Origin of the sequence: Pseudomonas mendocina, assembly GCF_003008615.1 — a bacterium.
GTDB classification, from domain to species: domain Bacteria; phylum Pseudomonadota; class Gammaproteobacteria; order Pseudomonadales; family Pseudomonadaceae; genus Aquipseudomonas; species Aquipseudomonas mendocina_C.
This window is the reverse complement of sequence record NZ_CP027657.1, coordinates 3,537,902-3,556,060: the sequence shown is the minus strand read 5'-3', so window position 1 is coordinate 3,556,060 and position 18,159 is coordinate 3,537,902. Positions and strand designations below refer to the sequence as shown.

19 protein-coding genes are annotated in these 18,159 nt (G+C 61.5%); 11 read left to right on the top strand and 8 right to left on the bottom strand.

Going from position 1 to position 18,159, the window contains the following annotated elements; translation table 11 throughout:
- The first annotated feature begins 63 nt into the window (after window positions 1-63).
- Window positions 64-297, top strand: coding sequence for a hypothetical protein (locus C7A17_RS16595; protein ID WP_106739055.1), 234 nt, complete (start codon window positions 64-66; stop codon window positions 295-297).
- A 457-nt stretch (window positions 298-754) separates the two neighbouring features.
- The gene (gene mqo / locus C7A17_RS16590) at window positions 755-2,254 is read left to right on the top strand and encodes a malate dehydrogenase (quinone) (RefSeq protein ID WP_106739054.1); all 1,500 of its coding nucleotides are present in this window, start codon (window positions 755-757) and stop codon (window positions 2,252-2,254) included.
- A 95-nt stretch (window positions 2,255-2,349) separates the two neighbouring features.
- Here the strand turns inward: mqo and C7A17_RS16585 are convergent, their stop codons facing one another.
- The 5 genes from C7A17_RS16585 to rplU all read right to left on the bottom strand — a co-directional run bounded on the left by C7A17_RS16585 (window position 2,350) and on the right by rplU (window position 6,202).
- The gene (locus C7A17_RS16585) at window positions 2,350-2,808 is read right to left on the bottom strand and encodes a CreA family protein (RefSeq protein WP_106739053.1); all 459 of its coding nucleotides are present in this window, start codon (window positions 2,806-2,808) and stop codon (window positions 2,350-2,352) included.
- A gap of 25 nt (window positions 2,809-2,833) precedes the next feature.
- On the bottom strand, window positions 2,834-3,952 hold the full coding sequence (gene proB / locus C7A17_RS16580; protein ID WP_106739052.1) for a glutamate 5-kinase: 1,119 nt from the start codon (window positions 3,950-3,952) through the stop codon (window positions 2,834-2,836).
- Between the two features lie 181 nt (window positions 3,953-4,133).
- Window positions 4,134-5,354: an Obg family GTPase CgtA gene (cgtA, locus tag C7A17_RS16575; protein WP_106739051.1), complete on the bottom strand. Its 1,221-nt coding sequence runs from the start codon at window positions 5,352-5,354 to the stop codon at window positions 4,134-4,136.
- 241 nt (window positions 5,355-5,595) lie between these two features.
- Complete coding sequence (gene rpmA, locus C7A17_RS16570) at window positions 5,596-5,853, bottom strand: 50S ribosomal protein L27 (RefSeq protein ID WP_031303584.1); 258 nt, start codon at window positions 5,851-5,853, stop codon at window positions 5,596-5,598.
- A gap of 37 nt (window positions 5,854-5,890) precedes the next feature.
- The gene (gene rplU, locus C7A17_RS16565; RefSeq protein ID WP_106739050.1) at window positions 5,891-6,202 is read right to left on the bottom strand and encodes a 50S ribosomal protein L21; all 312 of its coding nucleotides are present in this window, start codon (window positions 6,200-6,202) and stop codon (window positions 5,891-5,893) included.
- 247 nt (window positions 6,203-6,449) lie between these two features.
- On the opposite strand from rplU, the gene C7A17_RS16560 reads away from it, so the two are divergent.
- Window positions 6,450-7,418, top strand: coding sequence for a polyprenyl synthetase family protein (locus C7A17_RS16560; protein WP_106739049.1), 969 nt, complete (start codon window positions 6,450-6,452; stop codon window positions 7,416-7,418).
- Between the two features lie 135 nt (window positions 7,419-7,553).
- Here C7A17_RS16560 and C7A17_RS16555 read toward each other — a convergent pair whose 3' ends face one another.
- Window positions 7,554-8,312 (bottom strand): SDR family oxidoreductase, encoded by a 759-nt coding sequence (locus C7A17_RS16555; RefSeq protein ID WP_106739048.1) that lies wholly within the window; start codon window positions 8,310-8,312, stop codon window positions 7,554-7,556.
- A 252-nt stretch (window positions 8,313-8,564) separates the two neighbouring features.
- On the opposite strand from C7A17_RS16555, the gene C7A17_RS16550 reads away from it, so the two are divergent.
- The 6 genes from C7A17_RS16550 to C7A17_RS16525 all read left to right on the top strand — a co-directional run bounded on the left by C7A17_RS16550 (window position 8,565) and on the right by C7A17_RS16525 (window position 13,657).
- The gene (locus C7A17_RS16550; RefSeq protein WP_106739047.1) at window positions 8,565-9,299 is read left to right on the top strand and encodes a HugZ family pyridoxamine 5'-phosphate oxidase; all 735 of its coding nucleotides are present in this window, start codon (window positions 8,565-8,567) and stop codon (window positions 9,297-9,299) included.
- A 66-nt stretch (window positions 9,300-9,365) separates the two neighbouring features.
- Window positions 9,366-9,815: an FxsA family protein gene (locus C7A17_RS16545; protein ID WP_106739046.1), complete on the top strand. Its 450-nt coding sequence runs from the start codon at window positions 9,366-9,368 to the stop codon at window positions 9,813-9,815.
- Window positions 9,816-10,070: 255 nt separating this feature from the next.
- The gene (locus C7A17_RS16540) at window positions 10,071-10,364 is read left to right on the top strand and encodes a co-chaperone GroES (protein ID WP_017675400.1); all 294 of its coding nucleotides are present in this window, start codon (window positions 10,071-10,073) and stop codon (window positions 10,362-10,364) included.
- Between the two features lie 48 nt (window positions 10,365-10,412).
- A complete protein-coding gene (groL, locus tag C7A17_RS16535) occupies window positions 10,413-12,059 on the top strand; it encodes a chaperonin GroEL (RefSeq protein WP_106739045.1) in 1,647 nt (548 codons plus the stop codon).
- Window positions 12,060-12,267: 208 nt separating this feature from the next.
- Window positions 12,268-12,972 (top strand): lipopolysaccharide kinase InaA family protein, encoded by a 705-nt coding sequence (locus C7A17_RS16530; RefSeq protein ID WP_106739044.1) that lies wholly within the window; start codon window positions 12,268-12,270, stop codon window positions 12,970-12,972.
- 448 nt (window positions 12,973-13,420) lie between these two features.
- A complete protein-coding gene (locus tag C7A17_RS16525) occupies window positions 13,421-13,657 on the top strand; it encodes a hypothetical protein (protein WP_106739043.1) in 237 nt (78 codons plus the stop codon).
- On the opposite strand, the gene C7A17_RS16520 is transcribed toward C7A17_RS16525, so the two are convergent.
- Window positions 13,658-14,386, bottom strand: coding sequence for a lysozyme inhibitor LprI family protein (locus C7A17_RS16520; protein WP_106739042.1), 729 nt, complete (start codon window positions 14,384-14,386; stop codon window positions 13,658-13,660).
- Between the two features lie 256 nt (window positions 14,387-14,642).
- On the opposite strand from C7A17_RS16520, the gene C7A17_RS16515 reads away from it, so the two are divergent.
- Both C7A17_RS16515 and C7A17_RS16510 read left to right on the top strand, forming a co-directional pair.
- Window positions 14,643-15,374: a carbonic anhydrase gene (locus C7A17_RS16515; RefSeq protein WP_325049291.1), complete on the top strand. Its 732-nt coding sequence runs from the start codon at window positions 14,643-14,645 to the stop codon at window positions 15,372-15,374.
- An 84-nt stretch (window positions 15,375-15,458) separates the two neighbouring features.
- Window positions 15,459-16,970, top strand: a complete 1,512-nt coding sequence (locus tag C7A17_RS16510; protein WP_106739041.1) for a SulP family inorganic anion transporter — start codon at window positions 15,459-15,461, stop codon at window positions 16,968-16,970.
- A 268-nt stretch (window positions 16,971-17,238) separates the two neighbouring features.
- On the opposite strand, the gene C7A17_RS16505 is transcribed toward C7A17_RS16510, so the two are convergent.
- On the bottom strand, window positions 17,239-18,066 hold the full coding sequence (locus C7A17_RS16505) for an arylamine N-acetyltransferase family protein (protein WP_106739040.1): 828 nt from the start codon (window positions 18,064-18,066) through the stop codon (window positions 17,239-17,241).
- Between the last annotated feature and the right edge of the window lie 93 nt (window positions 18,067-18,159).

Here is an 18,159-nt window from a genome sequence, read left to right as displayed (position 1 = left end):
TGTCATGGCCCTGTCACCCAATTGCGCCATAAAGGGAGCCAGCCAATTTACGGAGCCATCGCCATGCTCTTCCTGCTCAGCCTGTTCAACGCGCGCCAGCCAATGAAGCATTTTGTTCTGCTCGACACCCAGGAGCGCTGCTGCGCGCTGCGCCATTCACGCGAGCAACCGAGCAGCGGAAACTGGGTAGAAGTCGGCGAGACATGCATCAGTTGGCTGGGCCACCCCCTCCCCGCCGGAGCCCGCGCCACACCAGTCGTCAAGCATGCACAGAGCGCCCGGCCGTTGGCAGCCTGACCGATGGAATAATAAAAGTCACACCAGACGATCAATTTCGCCGCATTCACCGTTATAATCCGCCCCCGATTATAAGGACGCCTCCTGATCGGGTTGCACCATCTCGCCGATGCATCGCCATCGCCCCGTCCCAGAGAGTCGCCCACTTCGCGCTGCCATTCCCGGCCAGCGGCTTTAGCCCATAGCAGAACCAGTTGCAGCCGTGCTCGCATGGCATGTACGGGCAAAAGCACGCCGAGGCAGACGAGCTTTTGAGGTTCACCGCTCCAAAAGAGCGTGAAAAAGACGGTTTTAACAACTTCACAAGAGTGTGGCGAAAAAATGAACGACTTTGCGTCCGTAAACAGGAGCCTTAACCCTCCCCACACGGCCGGGCAAGATGCCTGAGCCCAGCGGTATAGCCCCGGCCGGCCGATAGGCCAGCCTATCTGGTGCAGTATTTCTTGGAGAGAGGTTAATGGCGCATAACGATTCCCAAAGCGTAGACGTGGTGCTGGTTGGCGCCGGCATCATGAGCGCGACCCTGGGCGTACTGCTCAAGGAACTCAACCCCGGCATTACGCTGGAAGTGGTGGAACTGCGCGAGTCCGGCGCAGTTGAAAGCTCCAACCCCTGGAATAACGCCGGCACCGGCCACGCCGCCCTGTGCGAGCTGAACTACACCCCGGAAGGCGCCGACGGCAGTATCGATATCAAGAAGTCGGTGAGCATCAACGCCCAGTTCGAGGAGTCCAAGCAGTTCTGGGCCTACCTGATCGAGAAAGGCGCGATCAACTCGCCGAAATCGTTCATCAACCCTGTTCCGCACATGAGCTTCGTGCGCGGCAACAGCGGTGCCGCGTTCCTGAAGAAGCGCTTCGAGGCCCTACGCCAGCACCACGCTTTCGAAAGCATGGAGTACACCGAAGATCGCGCCACCATCGCTGAATGGGCGCCACTGCTGATCCCTGGTCGCGACACCAGCGAGCCGCTGGCCATGACCCGCGTACAAGCCGGCACCGACGTCAACTTCGGCGCCGTCACCCAGCAGATGCTCGATTACCTCGTTACCCAGCCGAACGCCAAGGTGACCTGCAACCAGAAAGTCACCGACCTCAAGCGTGACGGTCAGGGCTGGCTGGTGAGCATCAAGGACACCCGCTCCGGCGCTACTCGCCAACTCAAGAGCAAGTTCGTCTTCCTCGGCGCTGGCGGCGGCGCACTGCCACTGCTGCAACTGTCCGGTATTCCCGAGGGCAAAGGCTTCGGTGGCTTCCCGGTCAGCGGCCAGTGGCTGCGTTGCGACAACCCGGAAGTGGTCGCCAAACACCAGGCCAAGGTCTACAGCCAGGCCGCCGTGGGCTCGCCGCCCATGTCGGTACCGCACCTCGACACCCGCGTCGTGGATGGCAAGAAATCCCTGCTGTTCGGCCCCTACGCCGGCTTCACCACCAAGTTCCTCAAGCACGGCTCGTTCCTCGACCTGCCACTGTCGGTACGCCCCAACAACCTCGGCCCGATGCTGGCGGTAGCGCGCGACAACATGGATCTGACCCGCTACCTGATCAAGGAAGTGATGCAGTCCGAAGCGCAGCGCCTGGAAACCCTGCGTGGCTTCTACCCGGAAGCCAAAGCCGAAGACTGGCGCCTGGAAGTGGCTGGCCAACGCGTGCAGATCATCAAGAAGGACGCGAAGAACGGCGGCATCCTGCAATTCGGCACCGAACTGGTCGCTGCACAGGATGGCACCATCGCCGCCCTGCTCGGCGCCTCGCCTGGCGCCTCGGTAACCGTGTCGATCATGCTCGACCTGGTTCGCCGCTGCTTCCCGGAGCAGGCCAAGAGCGAAGAGTGGCGCAGCAAGCTGGACGAAATCTTCCCGGCCATGGCCGACGTCCTGTCCAAGGACGCCGAGCGCTACCGCGAAGTACAGGCGCAGTCCAACCAGCGACTGCAGCTGGATACGCCCGGCGCCTGATCAGGCAGCATGAAAAAACCGCCCCTCGGGGCGGTTTTTTGTGGGCGACGCCTGGTGATGAAACACAACGTGGTGTGCATCGCACACCCCAAGCACTAGCGAGCCCAGGGCAGGATCGGTATGGCGGTTACCGCATTCTGCGGGCTGCCCTCAATCACCCGGTCACTGTAGACCAGGTACACCAGGGTGTTGCGCTTCTGATCGAAGAAACGCACCACCTGCATGGTCTTGAACACCAGTGAGGTGCGCTCCTTGAAGACTTCCTCACCATCCTTGAGCTTGCCCTTGAACTCGATCGGGCCGACCTGACGGCAGGCGATCGAGGCCTCGGCGCGATCCTCGGCCAGGCCCAGGCCACCCTTCACACCACCAGTCTTGGCGCGCGACAGGTAGCAGGTCACGCCATCCACCTTGGGATCATCAAAGGCCTCGACGACGATCTTGTCGTTCGGCCCGACCCACTTGAATACCGTGGACACTTCGCCGATGGTCTCGGCCAGCGCCAGGTTCGGCAACAGCAACAAACCCAGTACAGATCCCTTGAACAGACGCATGGCACCCTCCTTCGCTCAAAACGACTCAGACCAGGATCAAGTTGTCCCGGTGCACCAACTCCGGCTCATCCACGTAACCCAGCAGCTTCTCGATGGCATCGGAAGACTGACCGATGATCTTCTGCGCCTCCAGAGCACTGTAGTTGACCAACCCCCGCGCAATCTCACGACCGTCAGGCGATACGCAGACCACCATCTCACCACGACGGAAGCTGCCCTGCACGGCCTTGACGCCGACCGGCAGCAGGCTCTTGCGATCCTGGCTGAGGGCTTTCACCGCACCGGCGTCCAACACCAGAGTGCCACGCGTCTGCAGGTGACCAGCCAGCCACTGCTTGCGCGCCGCCAGTAGGCCGCGCTCAGGCGCCAGCAGCGTACCCAGGCGCTCACCAGCCTTGAGCCGCGCCAGCACCTGCTCGATGGCGCCACCGACGATCACCGTATGCGCGCCAGAGCGCGCAGCCAGACGCGATGCACGCAGCTTGGTCTGCATCCCACCACGCCCCAGCGCACCACCGACACCACCAGCCACGGCGTCCAGCGCCGGATCATCCGCACGGGCTTCGTGAATCAGCTTGGCATCGGGATTGTGCCGCGGGTCGGCGTCAAACATGCCGTCGCGGTCGGTGAGGATAACCAGCAGATCGGCTTCGACCAGGTTGGCCACCAACGCGGCCAGCGTATCGTTGTCGCCGAAGCGAATCTCGTCAGTGACGACCGTGTCGTTCTCGTTGATCACCGGCACCACATCGAGATCGACCAGCGTGCGCAGGGTGCTGCGCGCGTTCAGGTAGCGCTTGCGATCGGACAGATCGTCGTGAGTCAGGAGAATCTGCGCCGTACGGCGGCTGTGCTCGGCAAAGCTGGATTCCCAGGCCTGCACCAGCACCATTTGACCGATGGCGGCGGCAGCCTGCAGTTCATGCATCGCGCTAGGTCGGCTAGTCCAGCCCAGGCGGCTCATACCGGCCGCCACGGCGCCAGAGGACACCAGCACCAGCTCGACTCCCTGCTCACGCAGGGCCACCATCTGCTTGACCCATACAGCCATGGCCGCCCGATCCAGGCCACGCCCGTCAGCGGTCAACAGCGCACTGCCGATCTTCACCACCCAGCGCCGCGCGCCGGTCACCTTGTCACGCATGATCTTCCAACCTTAGCCAGAACGCCCACTTAGGAAACCCTGAAAAAGTCTCAGCGTCACTCCCGCGAAGGCGGGAGTCCAGGTGCTGCGATGTTTCTGGATTCCCGCTTACGCGGGAATGACGACTATTTCAGAGCATCCCTTACAAAAACGCCGCAATTAAGCGGCGTTGAAAATTTGCTTAATCCCGGACGTAAATGATTTCCGGGCCATCGTCGTCTTCATCATCGAAGAAGTCATCGTCTTCATCGATATCATCGACGCTGCGCACCCCGGATTTACGCAGCGCACGCTGGTCGTCCAGCGCCTGCAGACGAGCACGGGCTTCATCTTCGATACGCTGATCCAGCTCAGCCAGTTGCTCGGCGAACACCGGATCTTCGGCGATGCGCTCACCGCGCACTTCCAGGTAATGCATGATGTCGCGACTGATGCGCTCGGTGCCGTCGCGGCTGATCGCCGAGACCACATAGACCGGGCCTTCCCAGTTCAGTCGAGCGACGATATCGGCCTTGCGCGCCTCACGCTCTTCTTCTGGAATCTGATCCATCTTGTTCAGCACGAGCCAGCGATCACGCTCGGCCAGCGCCGGGCTGAAGCGACCCAGTTCGTCGATGATCACCTGCGCAGCTTCGGCCGGATCGCTCTCATCCAGCGGAGCCATGTCCACGAGGTGCAGCAGCAGGCGAGTACGCGCCAAATGCTTGAGGAAGCGGATACCCAGGCCAGCGCCTTCGGACGCACCTTCGATCAACCCGGGAATATCGGCGACGACGAAGCTCTTGAAGCGGTCAACGCTGACCACGCCCAGGTTCGGCACCAGGGTGGTGAAGGGATAATCGGCTACCTTCGGCTTGGCAGCCGAAACAGCACGGATGAAGGTGCTCTTGCCCGCATTGGGCAAGCCGAGCAGACCGACGTCCGCCAGCACTTTCAGCTCCAGCTTGAGATCACGCGAATCGCCCGGCTTGCCCGGCGTGGTCTGCCGCGGCGCCCGGTTGGTGCTGGATTTGAAGCGGGTGTTGCCCAGCCCGTGCCAGCCCCCCTGCGCGACCATCAGGCGCTGGCCTGGCTTGATCAGGTCACCGATCACTTCCTGGGTGGCGACGTCGATCACCGTGGTGCCGACCGGCACCGGCAGGATCAGGTCTTCACCCTTGGCGCCGGTGCAATCGGTACTGCCACCCTTCTCGCCATTCTGCGCCAGGAATTTACGGGTATAGCGGTAATCGATCAGGGTGTTGAGGTTCTCGTTGGCCTCGAGGAACACCGAGCCACCGTCCCCACCGTCGCCCCCGTTGGGGCCGCCCTTCTCGATGAACTTCTCACGGCGGAAGCTCATCATGCCGTTACCGCCGTCACCGGCTTTTACAAAAATCGAAACTTCGTCGACAAATTTCATGGATATGCCTCCCGCAGAACATGCGGGTCAACGGAACAACGTAAAGGCCCTTGCCGGATGACCCCACGCGAGCAGCGTGGCGATACGGGTGATCGGGCAAGAACCCAAGGATACAGAAACAAAAAAAACGCCTGGAGCGTTTTTAACGTCGCTTGCGACGGCCCGAAGGGTTGCCGCCATGGACGGCGAGCCAATAAAAAAGCCCCGTCCTACGGACAGGGCTTTTCCAGCGCGCAGGCGATTAGGCCTGAACGACGCTCACGTAGCGACGGCCGAAAGCGCCCTTCACTTCGAACTTGACCACGCCTTCGACTTTAGCGAACAGGGTGTGGTCTTTGCCGATGCCCACGCCGAAACCGGGGTGGAACTGGGTGCCGCGCTGACGCACGATGATGTTGCCGGCCTTGATGACCTGGCCACCGTACATTTTCACGCCAAGGCGTTTACTTTCGGAATCGCGGCCGTTACGGGTAGAACCGCCAGCTTTTTTGTGTGCCATGAGTCAATACTCCTATAAAGGGATCGGGGCCGACAAGTCAGGCCTGGATGCCGGTGATTTTGATCTCAGTGAACCACTGACGGTGGCCCTGACGCTTCATGTGGTGCTTACGACGACGGAACTTGATGATGCGCACTTTGTCGTGACGGCCTTGCGAAACGACTTCTGCGACAACCTTGGCACCGTCTACGACCGGAGCGCCGATCTTGACGTCGTCACCGTTGGCGACCAGCAGAACGCGGTCAAAGGTAACGGCTTCGCCGGTAGCGATTTCGAGCTTCTCGATTTTCAGGAATTCGCCTTCGGCGACCTTGTATTGTTTGCCACCGGTAACAATTACTGCGTACATGGTAAATCTCCGTTGATCCTGCTCACCCAGCGCTTTAGAAGAGTCGTTATTGGCTGGCATGGCTGCTCGGGGCCGGAAGTGACACCCTTGCAATTGCGTAAGGCAGGGAAATACCCAGGGGGAATGTTCAGGGTGCGCGATTGTACGCAAGCCATTGACCCGGCGCAAGGCCCGCGGGTGCTTGCCTTGACAGCAATTACCCTGCCACCTAGCATGCCGCGCAGTTTAGAAGGAGCGCCTCTTGTCGATGCAACCCCAGGCTTTTTACCGCGTCGTAGCGGACGATTTCACCGCCGTCGATGGCATCATTCGCCAGCAGGTGGTCTCCCGCGTGCCGCTGGTGGAAAAGATCGGCGACTATATCATCTCCGCCGGCGGCAAGCGCCTGCGCCCACTGCTGGTTCTACTCAGCGGCAAGGCCCTCGGCTACCAAGGTGATGATCTGCGCCTGCTGGCCGCGACCATCGAGTTCCTGCACACCGCCACCCTGCTGCACGACGATGTGGTCGACATGTCCGACATGCGCCGTGGCCGCAGCACCGCCAATGCCCAGTGGGGCAACGCACCGAGCGTACTGGTGGGCGACTTCCTTTATTCACGCTCGTTCGAAATGATGGTCGAACTCGGCTCCATGCCAGTGATGAAGATCCTCTCCCATGCCACCCGCGTGATCGCCGAAGGCGAGGTGCTGCAGCTGTCCAAGGTGCGCGACGCCAGCACCACGGAGGACACCTATATGGAAGTCATCCGCGCCAAGACCGCGATGCTGTTCGAAGCTTCCACCCACAGCGCCGCCGCCCTGGCCAACGCCAGCGAAGCGCAGCGTGAAGCCCTGCGTACCTTTGGCGACCACCTTGGCGTGGCCTTCCAACTGGTCGACGACCTGCTCGACTACAAGGGCGACGCAGCCAGCCTGGGCAAGAACGTCGGTGATGACCTGGCCGAAGGCAAACCCACGCTGCCGCTGATCTACACCATGCGTGAAGGCACCGCCGAGCAGGCCGCACTGGTGCGCCAGGCGATTCAGAAAGGCGGCATCGAGGATCTGGAAAGCATCCGTGCAGCCGTCGAAACGGCCGGTGCGCTGGACTACACCGCGCAACTGGCCCGCGACTATGCAGAACGCGCCATCGCCTGCCTGGAAGTACTGCCGGCTGGCGAGTATCGCGATGCGCTGGTCGAGTTGAGCCGCTTCGCGGTCGCTCGTACGCATTAATAAGAAACAGCGCACCCTACAGAAAGCCGCACGCTTCAAACCAGAGTCCTGACCGTAGGGTGCGCCACGCGCACCACCCGCAGAAACGAAAACGCCCCGAACCAGTCGGGGCGTTTTTCGTTCAGGCCTGGCGGATTACAGACGCAGACCGCCGTCGAGCTCCAGGACACGACCAGTGTAATAGTCGTTTTCCAGGATGTAGGCCACCGAGTGAGCGATCTCGGCTGGTTTGCCCAGACGCTTGAGCGGAATACCCGAGGTCATCTTCTCCAGGGCTTCCGGCTTCATGCTGGCGACCATGTCGGTTTCGATGAAACCCGGCGCCACGCCCGCCACACGAATGCCATAGCGCGCCAGCTCCTTGGCCCAGACCACAGTGTCGGCAGCGACACCCGCCTTGGCTGCGGAGTAGTTGGCCTGGCCCATGTTGCCGGCACGGGAGATGGAGGAGATATTGACGATCGCGCCTTCGTTCTTCAGCTCGATCATCTTCGCCGCCACTTCACGGGTGCAGAGGAACACGCCGGTCAGGTTGACGTCGATCACCGCCTGCCACTGCGCCAGGCTCATCTTGGTCATCTCGCCATCCTTGACCTTGATGGTCAGGCCATCGCGCAGAATACCGGCGTTGTTGACCAGGCCATTGATGGCGCCAAAGTCCTCGGCGACCTGGGCGACCATATGGGTCACCTGCTCTTCATTCGCCACATTGCACAGGTAGGCACGAGCATCACCACCGGCAGCCTTGCAGGCAGCTACAGCGTCATCCAGCTTTTCCTGATTAAGATCCACCAGCGCCAGCTTGGCACCCTTGCTCGCCAGGTACTCGCCCATGGCACGCCCCAGCCCCTGGCAACCACCAGTGATGATGATGACTTTGTCTTTCAGTTGCATCGCTATTCCCCTCAAGGTGCAGCTTTTACCGGCCCCGCTGATGCCCGCTAACCGCTATGCTAGGGCGTCTGTCCGTTTATTAGAATCTGTTCACGATCTTGCGAGCTAGAGCGATGCAAGGCAAAAACAGGCGAGGAAGCGCAGTTTACGAGTTGTAAATGAGCATTCCGAGCCTGTTTTTAACGCAGCAGCGCCGACGCGCAGTTGATCGTGAACAGGTTCTTACGAATTCTTTGCGAGGAGTCATTTAAGGTGAGCGTGAAAGCCGGCAAGCATGCACGAGAATTGCTGCTCAAGGAATACCGTGGCGTGCTCAGTACCCACTCCAAGGCCATGCCTGGCTTTCCTTTCGGATCGGTGGTGCCCTATTGCCTGGACGCCGAAGGCAGGCCACTGATCCTCATCAGCCGCATCGCCCAACACACCCATAACCTCAAGCAGGACGCCAAATGCTCGCTACTGGTCGGCGAACGTGGCGCGGAGGACGTGCAGGCGGTCGGCCGCCTCACCTTACTCGCCGAAGCAGAACAGCTGCATGACGAAAACGAGATCGAAGCGGCCGCCCAGCGTTATTACCGTTTTTTCCCCCAATCACGCGACTACCACCGAGCGCATGACTTCGATTTCTGGCGATTGCAACCAGTGCGCTGGCGTTTCATCGGCGGGTTTGGGGCCATCCACTGGCTCGACGATGTAGCTCTGACCAACCCCTTCGCGACGAACGGCAGCGAAGCGAGCATGGTCGAGCACATGAACGAAGACCACGCCAAGGCCATCGCCCACTACGTCGAGCTGGCCAGCCTTCCCACACATGAACCCGCACAGATGGCCGGTGTCGACAGTGAAGGTTTCCATTTGCGCATTGGCCAAAGCCTTTACTGGCTGGCCTTCCCAACACCTTGCAACACCCCAGGACAGGCGCGCGAAGCGCTGGTGGCATTGGCTCGCGCCGACCAGTGGCCGCAATCCGCGCCGGCTTCAGCTTGAATTCAGGTCAAAGCCCCATATTTACACCCTACTGGAAGCTCGCTTCCGCCAAGGATCCACTGAATCATGCGTGCGTTTCTGTTTCTCTTCCTGCTGTTCCCGATCATCGAACTGGCCGTGCTGATCAAGGTCGGCAGCGCCATCGGTGTATTCCCCACCTTGCTGCTGGTGATCGGTACCGCAGTGCTCGGCAGCATCCTTCTGCGCGTTGCCGGGGTCGCAACTGCCTGGCGAGCACGCGAGCGCCTGGCGCGTGGTGAATTGCCTGAACAAGAGATGCTCGAAGGCCTGCTGATCGCAGTGGGTGGTGGTCTGCTGATCCTGCCAGGCTTCATCAGCGACATGCTCGGCGTACTCTGCCTGATTCCCTTCACGCGTCGCCTGCTGGTCGGCAAGATTCGCCGCCGCGCCGAGGAGCAGGCCCTGCGCCAGCGGGCCTTTTTCGATGATGCCGCTGCCCGCTCCGGACAGACGCGTCCAAATGTACTTGAAGGCGAATACGAACGCCGCGATTGACCCGCCCCCAGGGCGCCCCACTTCCTGGCGCCCATTCCCTCGCCATGCCTGGCGCATGTAAAAAATTTACGTCAGTACCCTTGAAATGCCCTCACCCGCCCACATGTAGCAGTCACCGCAAGGTGCCTGCCCTCTGAGGCAGTCCAACTTCCGCGGTGCGCCCAGCGTGCCGCGTCCGGCCCCGCCGGATTTTACAAACCCGCCGACCACACAGAGTCGGCAAGTTGGCCATTAAATTGTTAGGAGAGATCGACAATGAAGCTTCGTCCTCTGCATGACCGCGTCGTGATCCGTCGCAGCGAAGAAGAGACCAAAACCGCTGGTGGCATCGTGCTGCCGGGTTCGGCCGCCGAGAAGCCGAACCAAGGTGAAGTCGTTGCCGTCGGTACCGGTAAGGTTCTGGACAATGGCGAAGTCCGTCCGCTGGCGGTGAAGGTCGGTGACAAAGTGGTATTCGGCCCCTACTCCGGCAGCAACACCGTCAAGGTTGACGGCGAAGACCTGCTGGTAATGGGCGAGAACGAAATCCTCGCCGTCGTCGAAGCCTGATCACCCACGATTTCCCGTTAATCGTCAAAGAATTGAGGAAACAAGAACATGGCAGCTAAAGAAGTCAAATTCGGCGATTCCGCCCGCAAGAAAATGCTCGTTGGTGTCAACGTCCTGGCTGACGCCGTAAAAGCCACCCTCGGCCCGAAAGGCCGTAACGTGGTTCTGGCCAAATCCTTCGGCGCCCCGACCATCACCAAAGACGGTGTCTCGGTTGCCAAGGAAATCGAACTGAAAGACGCCTTCGAAAACATGGGCGCCCAGCTGGTCAAAGACGTTGCCTCCAAGGCCAACGACGCTGCCGGTGACGGCACCACCACCGCTACCGTTCTGGCTCAAGCCATCGTCAACGAGGGCCTGAAGTCCGTCGCGGCCGGCATGAACCCGATGGATCTGAAGCGCGGCATCGACAAGGCCACCATCGCTATCGTCGCCCAGCTGAAAGAGCTGGCCAAGCCGTGCACCGACACCAAGGCCATCGCCCAGGTCGGCACCATCTCCGCCAACTCCGACAGCTCCATCGGTGACATCATCGCCGAAGCCATGGAGAAGGTCGGTAAAGAAGGCGTGATCACCGTTGAAGAAGGCTCGGGCCTGGAAAACGAACTGTCCGTCGTAGAAGGCATGCAGTTCGACCGCGGCTACCTGTCGCCGTACTTCATCAACAAGCCGGACACCATGGTTGCCGAGCTTGATGGCCCGCTGCTGCTGCTGGTCGACAAGAAAATCTCCAACATCCGCGAACTGCTGCCGGTTCTGGAAGCCGTTGCCAAAGCCGGCCGTCCGCTGCTGATCGTGGCTGAAGACGTCGAGGGCGAAGCCCTGGCTACCCTGGTCGTCAACAACATGCGTGGTATCGTCAAAGTCGCAGCCGTCAAGGCTCCGGGCTTCGGCGACCGTCGCAAGGCCATGCTGCAGGACATCGCCATCCTGACCGGCGGCACCGTGATCTCCGAAGAAGTTGGCCTGTCCCTGGAAAGCGCCACTCTGGAGCACCTGGGTAACGCCAAACGCGTCGTCCTGAACAAAGACAACACCACCATCATCGATGGTGCTGGTGCCCAGGCCGACATCGAAGCCCGTGTTGCGCAGATCCGCAAGCAGGTCGAAGAAACCTCCTCCGACTACGACAAAGAGAAGCTGCAAGAGCGTCTGGCCAAACTGGCTGGCGGTGTTGCCGTGATCAAGGTTGGCGCTGCCACCGAAGTCGAGATGAAAGAGAAAAAAGCCCGCGTTGAAGACGCCCTGCACGCTACCCGCGCTGCTGTGGAAGAAGGCGTGGTACCTGGCGGTGGTGTGGCTCTGGTTCGCGCTCTGCTGGCTATCGACGAGCTGAAAGGCGACAACGAAGACCAGAACGTCGGTATCGCTCTGCTGCGTCGCGCTGTCGAAGCACCGCTGCGTCAGATCGTTGCCAACGCTGGCGGCGAGCCGAGCGTAGTGGTCGACAAGGTCAAGCAAGGTTCGGGCAACTTCGGCTTCAACGCCGCGACCGACACCTACGGCGACATGATCGAGATGGGTATTCTCGATCCGGCCAAGGTCACTCGTTCGGCGCTGCAAGCTGCTGCCTCCATCGGCGGCCTGATGATCACCACCGAGGCCATGGTTGCCGAAGCGGCTGATGACAAGGCTCCGGCCATGCCTGATATGGGTGGCATGGGCGGTATGGGTGGCATGGGCGGCATGATGTAAGCCGACCGGCCCCACGCAGTACCAAGAACCCCGCGCTAGTCGCGGGGTTTTTTATGCCTGTGAAAAAGTGCTACCGCTCGGAAAATCCAGGGTCATTTCCGGTGGACTCGGGAACGTTGTTTGCTTATGTTTCTTGGCAACCATGAACGCCGTAGCCTTCGTTCACGAAACGAGTGCTGCACAAACCATCAAATAGAAGAACAAGAACATGGCCCTTTGCAGCACGAGCGAAATACCTCAGCAAGCATTCCAGCACTGGTGGCAGCAGCAAGGTGAGTGGGTCGAAGAACCCAACGTACGCCGCGGCGGCGAGAGCGGTGTACAGCGCCTGCTGGATGAGACCGGCGTGCTCTATGCCAAAAGACAGATCGGCCATATCTACCGCAGCCTGTTGCATCCACAAGGGCGCCCGACCGTCCTGCGCGAGCGCAGTGCGCTGTTGGCACTGGATGCGCTCGGTGTGCCCGTTCCCAAGCTGGTCTACTGCGGAGTCGAACATGACCCACAGCAAGGATGGCGTGGCCTGCTGGTAACTGCCGAGCTGGAAGGCTTCGTGGATATCGAAAGCTGGTACGCCCAAGGCGGCCGCGAGGTCTGTGGCGAGGCCTTACACACCCAACTGCTGCAACTTGTCGGTGCAACCCTGGCACGCATGCACCTGGGTCGCTGGCAACATGGCTGCCTGTACGCAAAACATATCTTCGTACGCATCGACGGTGATACACCGCAGGTAGCCCTGCTGGATCTGGAAAAAAGCCGCCGCCGCCTGACGCGCGGCCAAGCCGCCCAACACGATCTACCCCAACTGCGACGCCACAGTCCCTGGGCGAATGCCGACTGGCAACAACTGCTGCTGGGTTACCGCCAGGTTTTCGCAGATGGCGCCAAGGGCCTCGGCACAGCTCTTGCGTGAACACACGACTGCCAGCCCAATGCCGGCAGTGATTTATCGCGACACCGTGCCTCATTCACAGAGCGCCCACCAGAAAGTGGCTCTACCTCGCACCTTTACACCAGTAATGGGACAAGCTTCAGGCAACTGCCCCTGCCAGGGTCGGCTGTTACAAGGCGCTGTAACAGGTACCTAAGGTTACGTTAAGTCGTTACCCACACTATTACTGAACCAACCGATAAGGCCCGTGTCCCAGCACAGCCCCGGCTGGGGCCAGCTACACGCCAGGATCTGTGCGAAAAGTCATCGAGCGCAGCTCTGACGAACCGTTCTTTACGAAGCTTCAGCGATACACAAGTACTTTACGCACAGAGACCAAGAACCGTTCGTCGCACAGGACAGCGACAAGGTGATAGGTGATCTAGGTTTAGCGAACAGCGTTTGGCAGCGCTTTCAAGGGGTTAGAAAAATGAAATTAGAAATAGCACGAGGTTTGTTCCTCGGCCTCGCCCTCAGCGTAACGGCGATTGCCGCTGCAGCCTGGCAGGAGCCCGGCCCACGCGTATTGGAAGCGCACGACTGCACGGCCGTAGAGCCCTGCCCCACCACTCCGTTACGAAAGCAGATGCAAACCGACGCCAAACCAGACGCCAACCTGCTGGTGCTGATGTTCGGCCTCAGCGGCGCGATGAAGGGCGAGCATTGATCAACTCTGATCACCGCGTACCACCGCCAGCTGGCGGGCACGGTCGAGCGTCAGGCGCACCAGGCAGTCGTAGCTGAATTCGCCGAACACCGAATAAGGCTGTTCCTCGCCGTAAGGCTTGCATTCGGCATCACGCATGGCGATCCAGTTACGCTGCGCCTGGCGCAAGGCGCTACTGGCCTCGTCCGACAATTGCCGCAGGCGCTCGCGGTAAGCCGCATTGAGCAGCGCATCGGCATCCCCCAACACCAGCGCATTGATTCCGCCCAGAGCCATCACGTTCTGCGGCAGCGCCTGGAGCATCTCGTCATTCCAGTTGTAGAAACCATTGCTCTCCACCCGCAGGCGTGCCTTCGGCCGGCTGTAGACGTCGCCATAGAGCGGCTGCAGCTGGCTGCGATAAACCAGTTCCAGGTAGATCGGGTCGCTGGCGCGTTCTGGCTTGGCCAGTAACGTCTGATAGATCGGCTGCAGTGGGCCACTGCCCTCGTCGATACTCACCTCGAAGCAACTGTTCGGCGCCAGGTGTTGGCTTGGCTCGCTAGCCAGTGGGCATTTGCCGACGATGGACTCCTGATCGGTAGCAAAAGCCTCATCCAGCACGCGCACCAGCAGACGCACTTCCGGGGCCTGAGAAAAGTCGGCATGGACGACGGTGGCAGTGAGCGTGCCTTCGGCAGCAGCGAGCACGGGCGACAGACACAGAGCGAGCAGCACAGGGGCGCGCATACGGAACCTTCCCTGGAAGTAGGCGAGAGCCCGTATCTTCGCGAGCACGGCGAGGCCTGACAAGCCGCCGCGCTCCAAGGCGAGCGCTGGTTCTCGCGGGACACCACCAGACTGGCCGATAGTGGCGTTTTAGAGCCTCTCGTTCAGTTTTGCTTAAGTAAGAATCCTTATCGTTGCAGCGGAAGTGACCGATTGGTCACAGGCGTTTGGCCAGCAGTCGAGAACGTCACCGATGAAAATCACAGGAGATGCAACGATGAACTCAACCGCTTCCCGAACCGGCAACACCCTGCGCCCCGTCGCCAAGGACAACGCCCAGGCCGCCCTGCAACAACTGCTGCAGGGCTTTCGGCGTTTTCGCCAGGAGGTTTACCCGCAGCAGCAGGCACTGTTCAAGCGCCTAGCCTCGGCACAGGCGCCCAGCGCGATGTTCATCACCTGCGCCGACTCGCGCATCGTGCCGGAGCTGATTACCCAGAGCGACCCCGGCACCCTGTTCGTCACCCGCAACGTGGGTAACGTGGTACCGCCGTATGGGCAGATGAATGGCGGAGTCTCCACCGCCATCGAGTACGCCGTACTGGCGCTCGGCGTGCAGCACATCATTCTCTGCGGCCATTCCGACTGTGGCGCGATGAAGGCCGTGCTCAACCCGGCCAGCCTCGATGGCATGCCCACCGTGCGCGCCTGGCTGCGCCATGCCGAGGTAGCGCGCAGCGTGGTGGCGGACAACTGCAATTGCGGCAGCGCCCATGAAACCCTCGGCGTACTGACCGAAGAGAACGTGGTGGCCCAACTCGACCACCTGCGCACCCACCCTTCCGTCGCTGCACGCGTGGCCAGCGGCCAACTGCAGATCCACGGCTGGGTCTATGACATCGACAGCGGCAACATCCGCGCCTACGACGCCGCATCGGGCAGCTTCCTTGCGCTCGATGGCGACGAACAGCCCTGCGCCACCCCACAACCTCGCTACGCCAGCGCCTGACCCACCCGTTCCCCCGAGCCTGCACTGGATGTTGGGGCAGGCACGGGCTGCTTTTGCCCGCAATTCGGGCCAGGAGATCACCTCATGAATGTGTTTCGCACACTGCCACGGGACGCACTAGCGTCCATCGTGGTCTTTCTCGTCGCCCTGCCACTGTGCATGGGCATTGCCATCGCCTCCGGCATGCCGCCCGCCAAGGGTCTGATCACCGGCATCATCGGTGGCCTGGTAGTCGGTTTTCTCGCCGGTGCACCGCTACAAGTCAGCGGCCCGGCTGCCGGCCTCGCCGTACTGGTATTCGAGCTGGTACGTACCCACGGCGTTGCCGCACTTGGCCCGGTATTGTTGCTGGCCGGCCTGATCCAACTGGTCGCCGGCACCTTGCGCCTGGGCGGCTGGTTTCGTGTCACTGCGCCAGCCGTGGTCTACGGCATGCTGGCCGGCATCGGCATCCTCATCGTGCTCTCACAGGTGCACGTGATGATCGACGCAGCGCCCAAGGCCTCCGGCCTGGACAACCTGCTGGCCTTCCCTGGCGCCGTACGTGATGCGCTGAGCCTGCTCGGCAGCAATGCCATGATCGCCGGCGCAGTGGGCCTCGGTACCATTGCCAGCATCTGGCTGTGGGAGCGTTTTCGCCCAGCGCCGCTGCGCTTTCTGCCTGGCGCCCTGGTCGGCGTGACGCTCGCCACCCTGACCAGCCTGTGGCTGGCACTGCCGGTCAAGCGCGTCGAACTACCAGCCAACCTGGGCGAGGCCATCGACTGGATCACCCCGCAAGGGCTGGCCAGCCTGGCCGATCCGCAATTGCTGGTCGCGGCACTGGCCCTGGCCTTTATCGCCAGCGCCGAGACACTGCTGTCCGCTGCTGCGGTAGACCGCATGCACGACGGCCCGCGGACGCGCTTCAACCGCGAACTGTCCGCCCAGGGCATCGGCAACATGCTCTGTGGCGCGGTCGGCGCCCTGCCGATGACCGGCGTGATCGTGCGCAGCTCGGCCAACGTCCAGGCCGGCGCTCGCGGCCGCGCCTCGACCATCCTCCACGGTGCCTGGCTGCTGGCACTGGTCGCCCTGCTGCCCGGCGTACTGCAGAGCATTCCGGTGGCCAGCCTGGGCGCAGTGCTGGTGTACACCGGCTGCAAACTGGTCGATCCCAAGGCCATGCGCAACCTCGGCCAGTACGGACGCGCCCCGGTGTTCATCTACCTCGCCACGGCGCTGTGCATCGTCTTCACCGACCTGCTGACCGGCGTACTGGTGGGCTTCGCCCTGACCCTGCTGAAACTGGTCTGGAATGCCTCGCGCCTGCGCATGAAGCTGGTACCAACCGGCCCGAACAGCGCCGAATTGCGCATGAGCGGCGCCGCCACCTTCCTGCGCGTACCGCAACTGGCCAAGCTGCTGGCCAGCGTCGAACCCGGTACTTGCCTGCACCTGAGCCTGGCACGGGTCAGCTATATCGACCATGCCTGCATGGAACTGCTGGAAGACTGGGGCCGCTCCGCCCGCGCCCAGGGCGGCGGACTGGAGATCGTCGAAGGCGCGGCGTTGAAGCGTCGGGTAGAAGGTCGACAGCGCACGGCACTGGCCTGATCGCACCACGGCTCACTCGCGTAGGGAGAGTGAGCCGGCTCAACGGATCGCCTGATGGACTATGGCGTGACACTTTCACCACACATAAATGGTGTTGGAGTGCGCCATCCCCGCTAAATTAGGTGAGGGGACTGCTCGCATGCCATCGTTGAGATCCGCTGGCACCTGCGATTTTCGCGGCTGAAGCCGCTCCTACAGACGGGGCCGGCTTCAGGTCGCGGCTAAAGCCCTCTCACCAAAAGTCGGTGATGCCAGCCGGCCTTCCCTTTTATGCCCCCGCAATCAACCGCTCGACGATCTCGCGTAGTTCAGGACGCTCCGGTACCTGAATACCAAACTCCTCGCGCAACACCCTCAGTACCTCATCGACACTCTGCAACTGCACCCGCTCACTCGCCTGCCCCAGGCGGTGGATGGCGAAGCTGCCGTTATTCAGGGTCTTGCGCAAGCCTGGGCCGGTGCGCGCGGCGATCATCTGGCCGAGGAAGGGGGAATCCGGATGGGTGCACACGTACCAGTTACCGACCACGTAATCGATATCCGCCACCTTCTGCAGATCGAACACGTACATCGCCCGCCAGCTACCGGCCACCAGCGCGCGCAGGGTGTAGGTGCCATCGACCAGTGTGAGGCGATAAGGCTCATGTGGGGTGGCCTGTTCGGCCTCGCTGTCGAGCAGCAAGGGGCCCGTCGGCACCATGCCGCCGAAGCCGACATCAGTGATGTAGCGCACGCCATCCAAGGTCACCAGCACCAGCATATGGGTGCGCGCCGGCAAGGCATCTTCCGGCCCGCCCATGACCACGCGCCCTGTCAGCCCGCGTGCGTCGAAACCCAGCGCCTGCAGCAGCAGGAGAAACAGGCGGTTGAGTTCGAAACAGTAACCGCCACGCCCCTGGCGCAGCAGCTTGTCTTGAATCGCTGCGGGTTCGACTTCGACCGGCACGCGCAGCATGGTCGACAAGGTTTCGAAGGGAAATTCGGCGGTATGCCGTGCCTGCAGGTCGCGCAGGGTGTCGAGGGTGGGAGGTGGCGCCGATGAATAACCCAGCCGCTCGAGGTATGCGTGTAGATCCAGCTTGAATGGTTCGGTCATTGTTCTTCTCCCTTTTCTACTGCCGGCTGTTGTACCAGAGGCGACCGAGGGGAGATATGTATAGGGTCGATAGCCAAAAGGCCAACTCCGCGA

What these genes read in the sequence shown, in the direction of transcription:
- rplU (WP_106739050.1), bottom strand. Translation starts at nt 6,202, where the DNA reads ATGTACGCAGTAATTGTTACCGGTGGCAAACAATACAAGGTCGCCGAA.
- mqo (WP_106739054.1), top strand. Translation starts at nt 755, where the DNA reads ATGGCGCATAACGATTCCCAAAGCGTAGACGTGGTGCTGGTTGGCGCC.
- rpmA (WP_031303584.1), bottom strand. Translation starts at nt 5,853, where the DNA reads ATGGCACACAAAAAAGCTGGCGGTTCTACCCGTAACGGCCGCGATTCC.
- C7A17_RS16530 (WP_106739044.1), top strand. Translation starts at nt 12,268, where the DNA reads ATGGCCCTTTGCAGCACGAGCGAAATACCTCAGCAAGCATTCCAGCAC.
- groL (WP_106739045.1), top strand. Translation starts at nt 10,413, where the DNA reads ATGGCAGCTAAAGAAGTCAAATTCGGCGATTCCGCCCGCAAGAAAATG.
- C7A17_RS16510 (WP_106739041.1), top strand. Translation starts at nt 15,459, where the DNA reads ATGAATGTGTTTCGCACACTGCCACGGGACGCACTAGCGTCCATCGTG.
- C7A17_RS16520 (WP_106739042.1), bottom strand. Translation starts at nt 14,386, where the DNA reads ATGCGCGCCCCTGTGCTGCTCGCTCTGTGTCTGTCGCCCGTGCTCGCT.
- cgtA (WP_106739051.1), bottom strand. Translation starts at nt 5,354, where the DNA reads ATGAAATTTGTCGACGAAGTTTCGATTTTTGTAAAAGCCGGTGACGGC.
- C7A17_RS16560 (WP_106739049.1), top strand. Translation starts at nt 6,450, where the DNA reads ATGCAACCCCAGGCTTTTTACCGCGTCGTAGCGGACGATTTCACCGCC.
- C7A17_RS16595 (WP_106739055.1), top strand. Translation starts at nt 64, where the DNA reads ATGCTCTTCCTGCTCAGCCTGTTCAACGCGCGCCAGCCAATGAAGCAT.
- C7A17_RS16555 (WP_106739048.1), bottom strand. Translation starts at nt 8,312, where the DNA reads ATGCAACTGAAAGACAAAGTCATCATCATCACTGGTGGTTGCCAGGGG.
- C7A17_RS16515 (WP_325049291.1), top strand. Translation starts at nt 14,643, where the DNA reads ATGAACTCAACCGCTTCCCGAACCGGCAACACCCTGCGCCCCGTCGCC.
- C7A17_RS16585 (WP_106739053.1), bottom strand. Translation starts at nt 2,808, where the DNA reads ATGCGTCTGTTCAAGGGATCTGTACTGGGTTTGTTGCTGTTGCCGAAC.
- proB (WP_106739052.1), bottom strand. Translation starts at nt 3,952, where the DNA reads ATGCGTGACAAGGTGACCGGCGCGCGGCGCTGGGTGGTGAAGATCGGC.
- C7A17_RS16525 (WP_106739043.1), top strand. Translation starts at nt 13,421, where the DNA reads ATGAAATTAGAAATAGCACGAGGTTTGTTCCTCGGCCTCGCCCTCAGC.
- C7A17_RS16545 (WP_106739046.1), top strand. Translation starts at nt 9,366, where the DNA reads ATGCGTGCGTTTCTGTTTCTCTTCCTGCTGTTCCCGATCATCGAACTG.
- C7A17_RS16505 (WP_106739040.1), bottom strand. Translation starts at nt 18,066, where the DNA reads ATGACCGAACCATTCAAGCTGGATCTACACGCATACCTCGAGCGGCTG.
- C7A17_RS16540 (WP_017675400.1), top strand. Translation starts at nt 10,071, where the DNA reads ATGAAGCTTCGTCCTCTGCATGACCGCGTCGTGATCCGTCGCAGCGAA.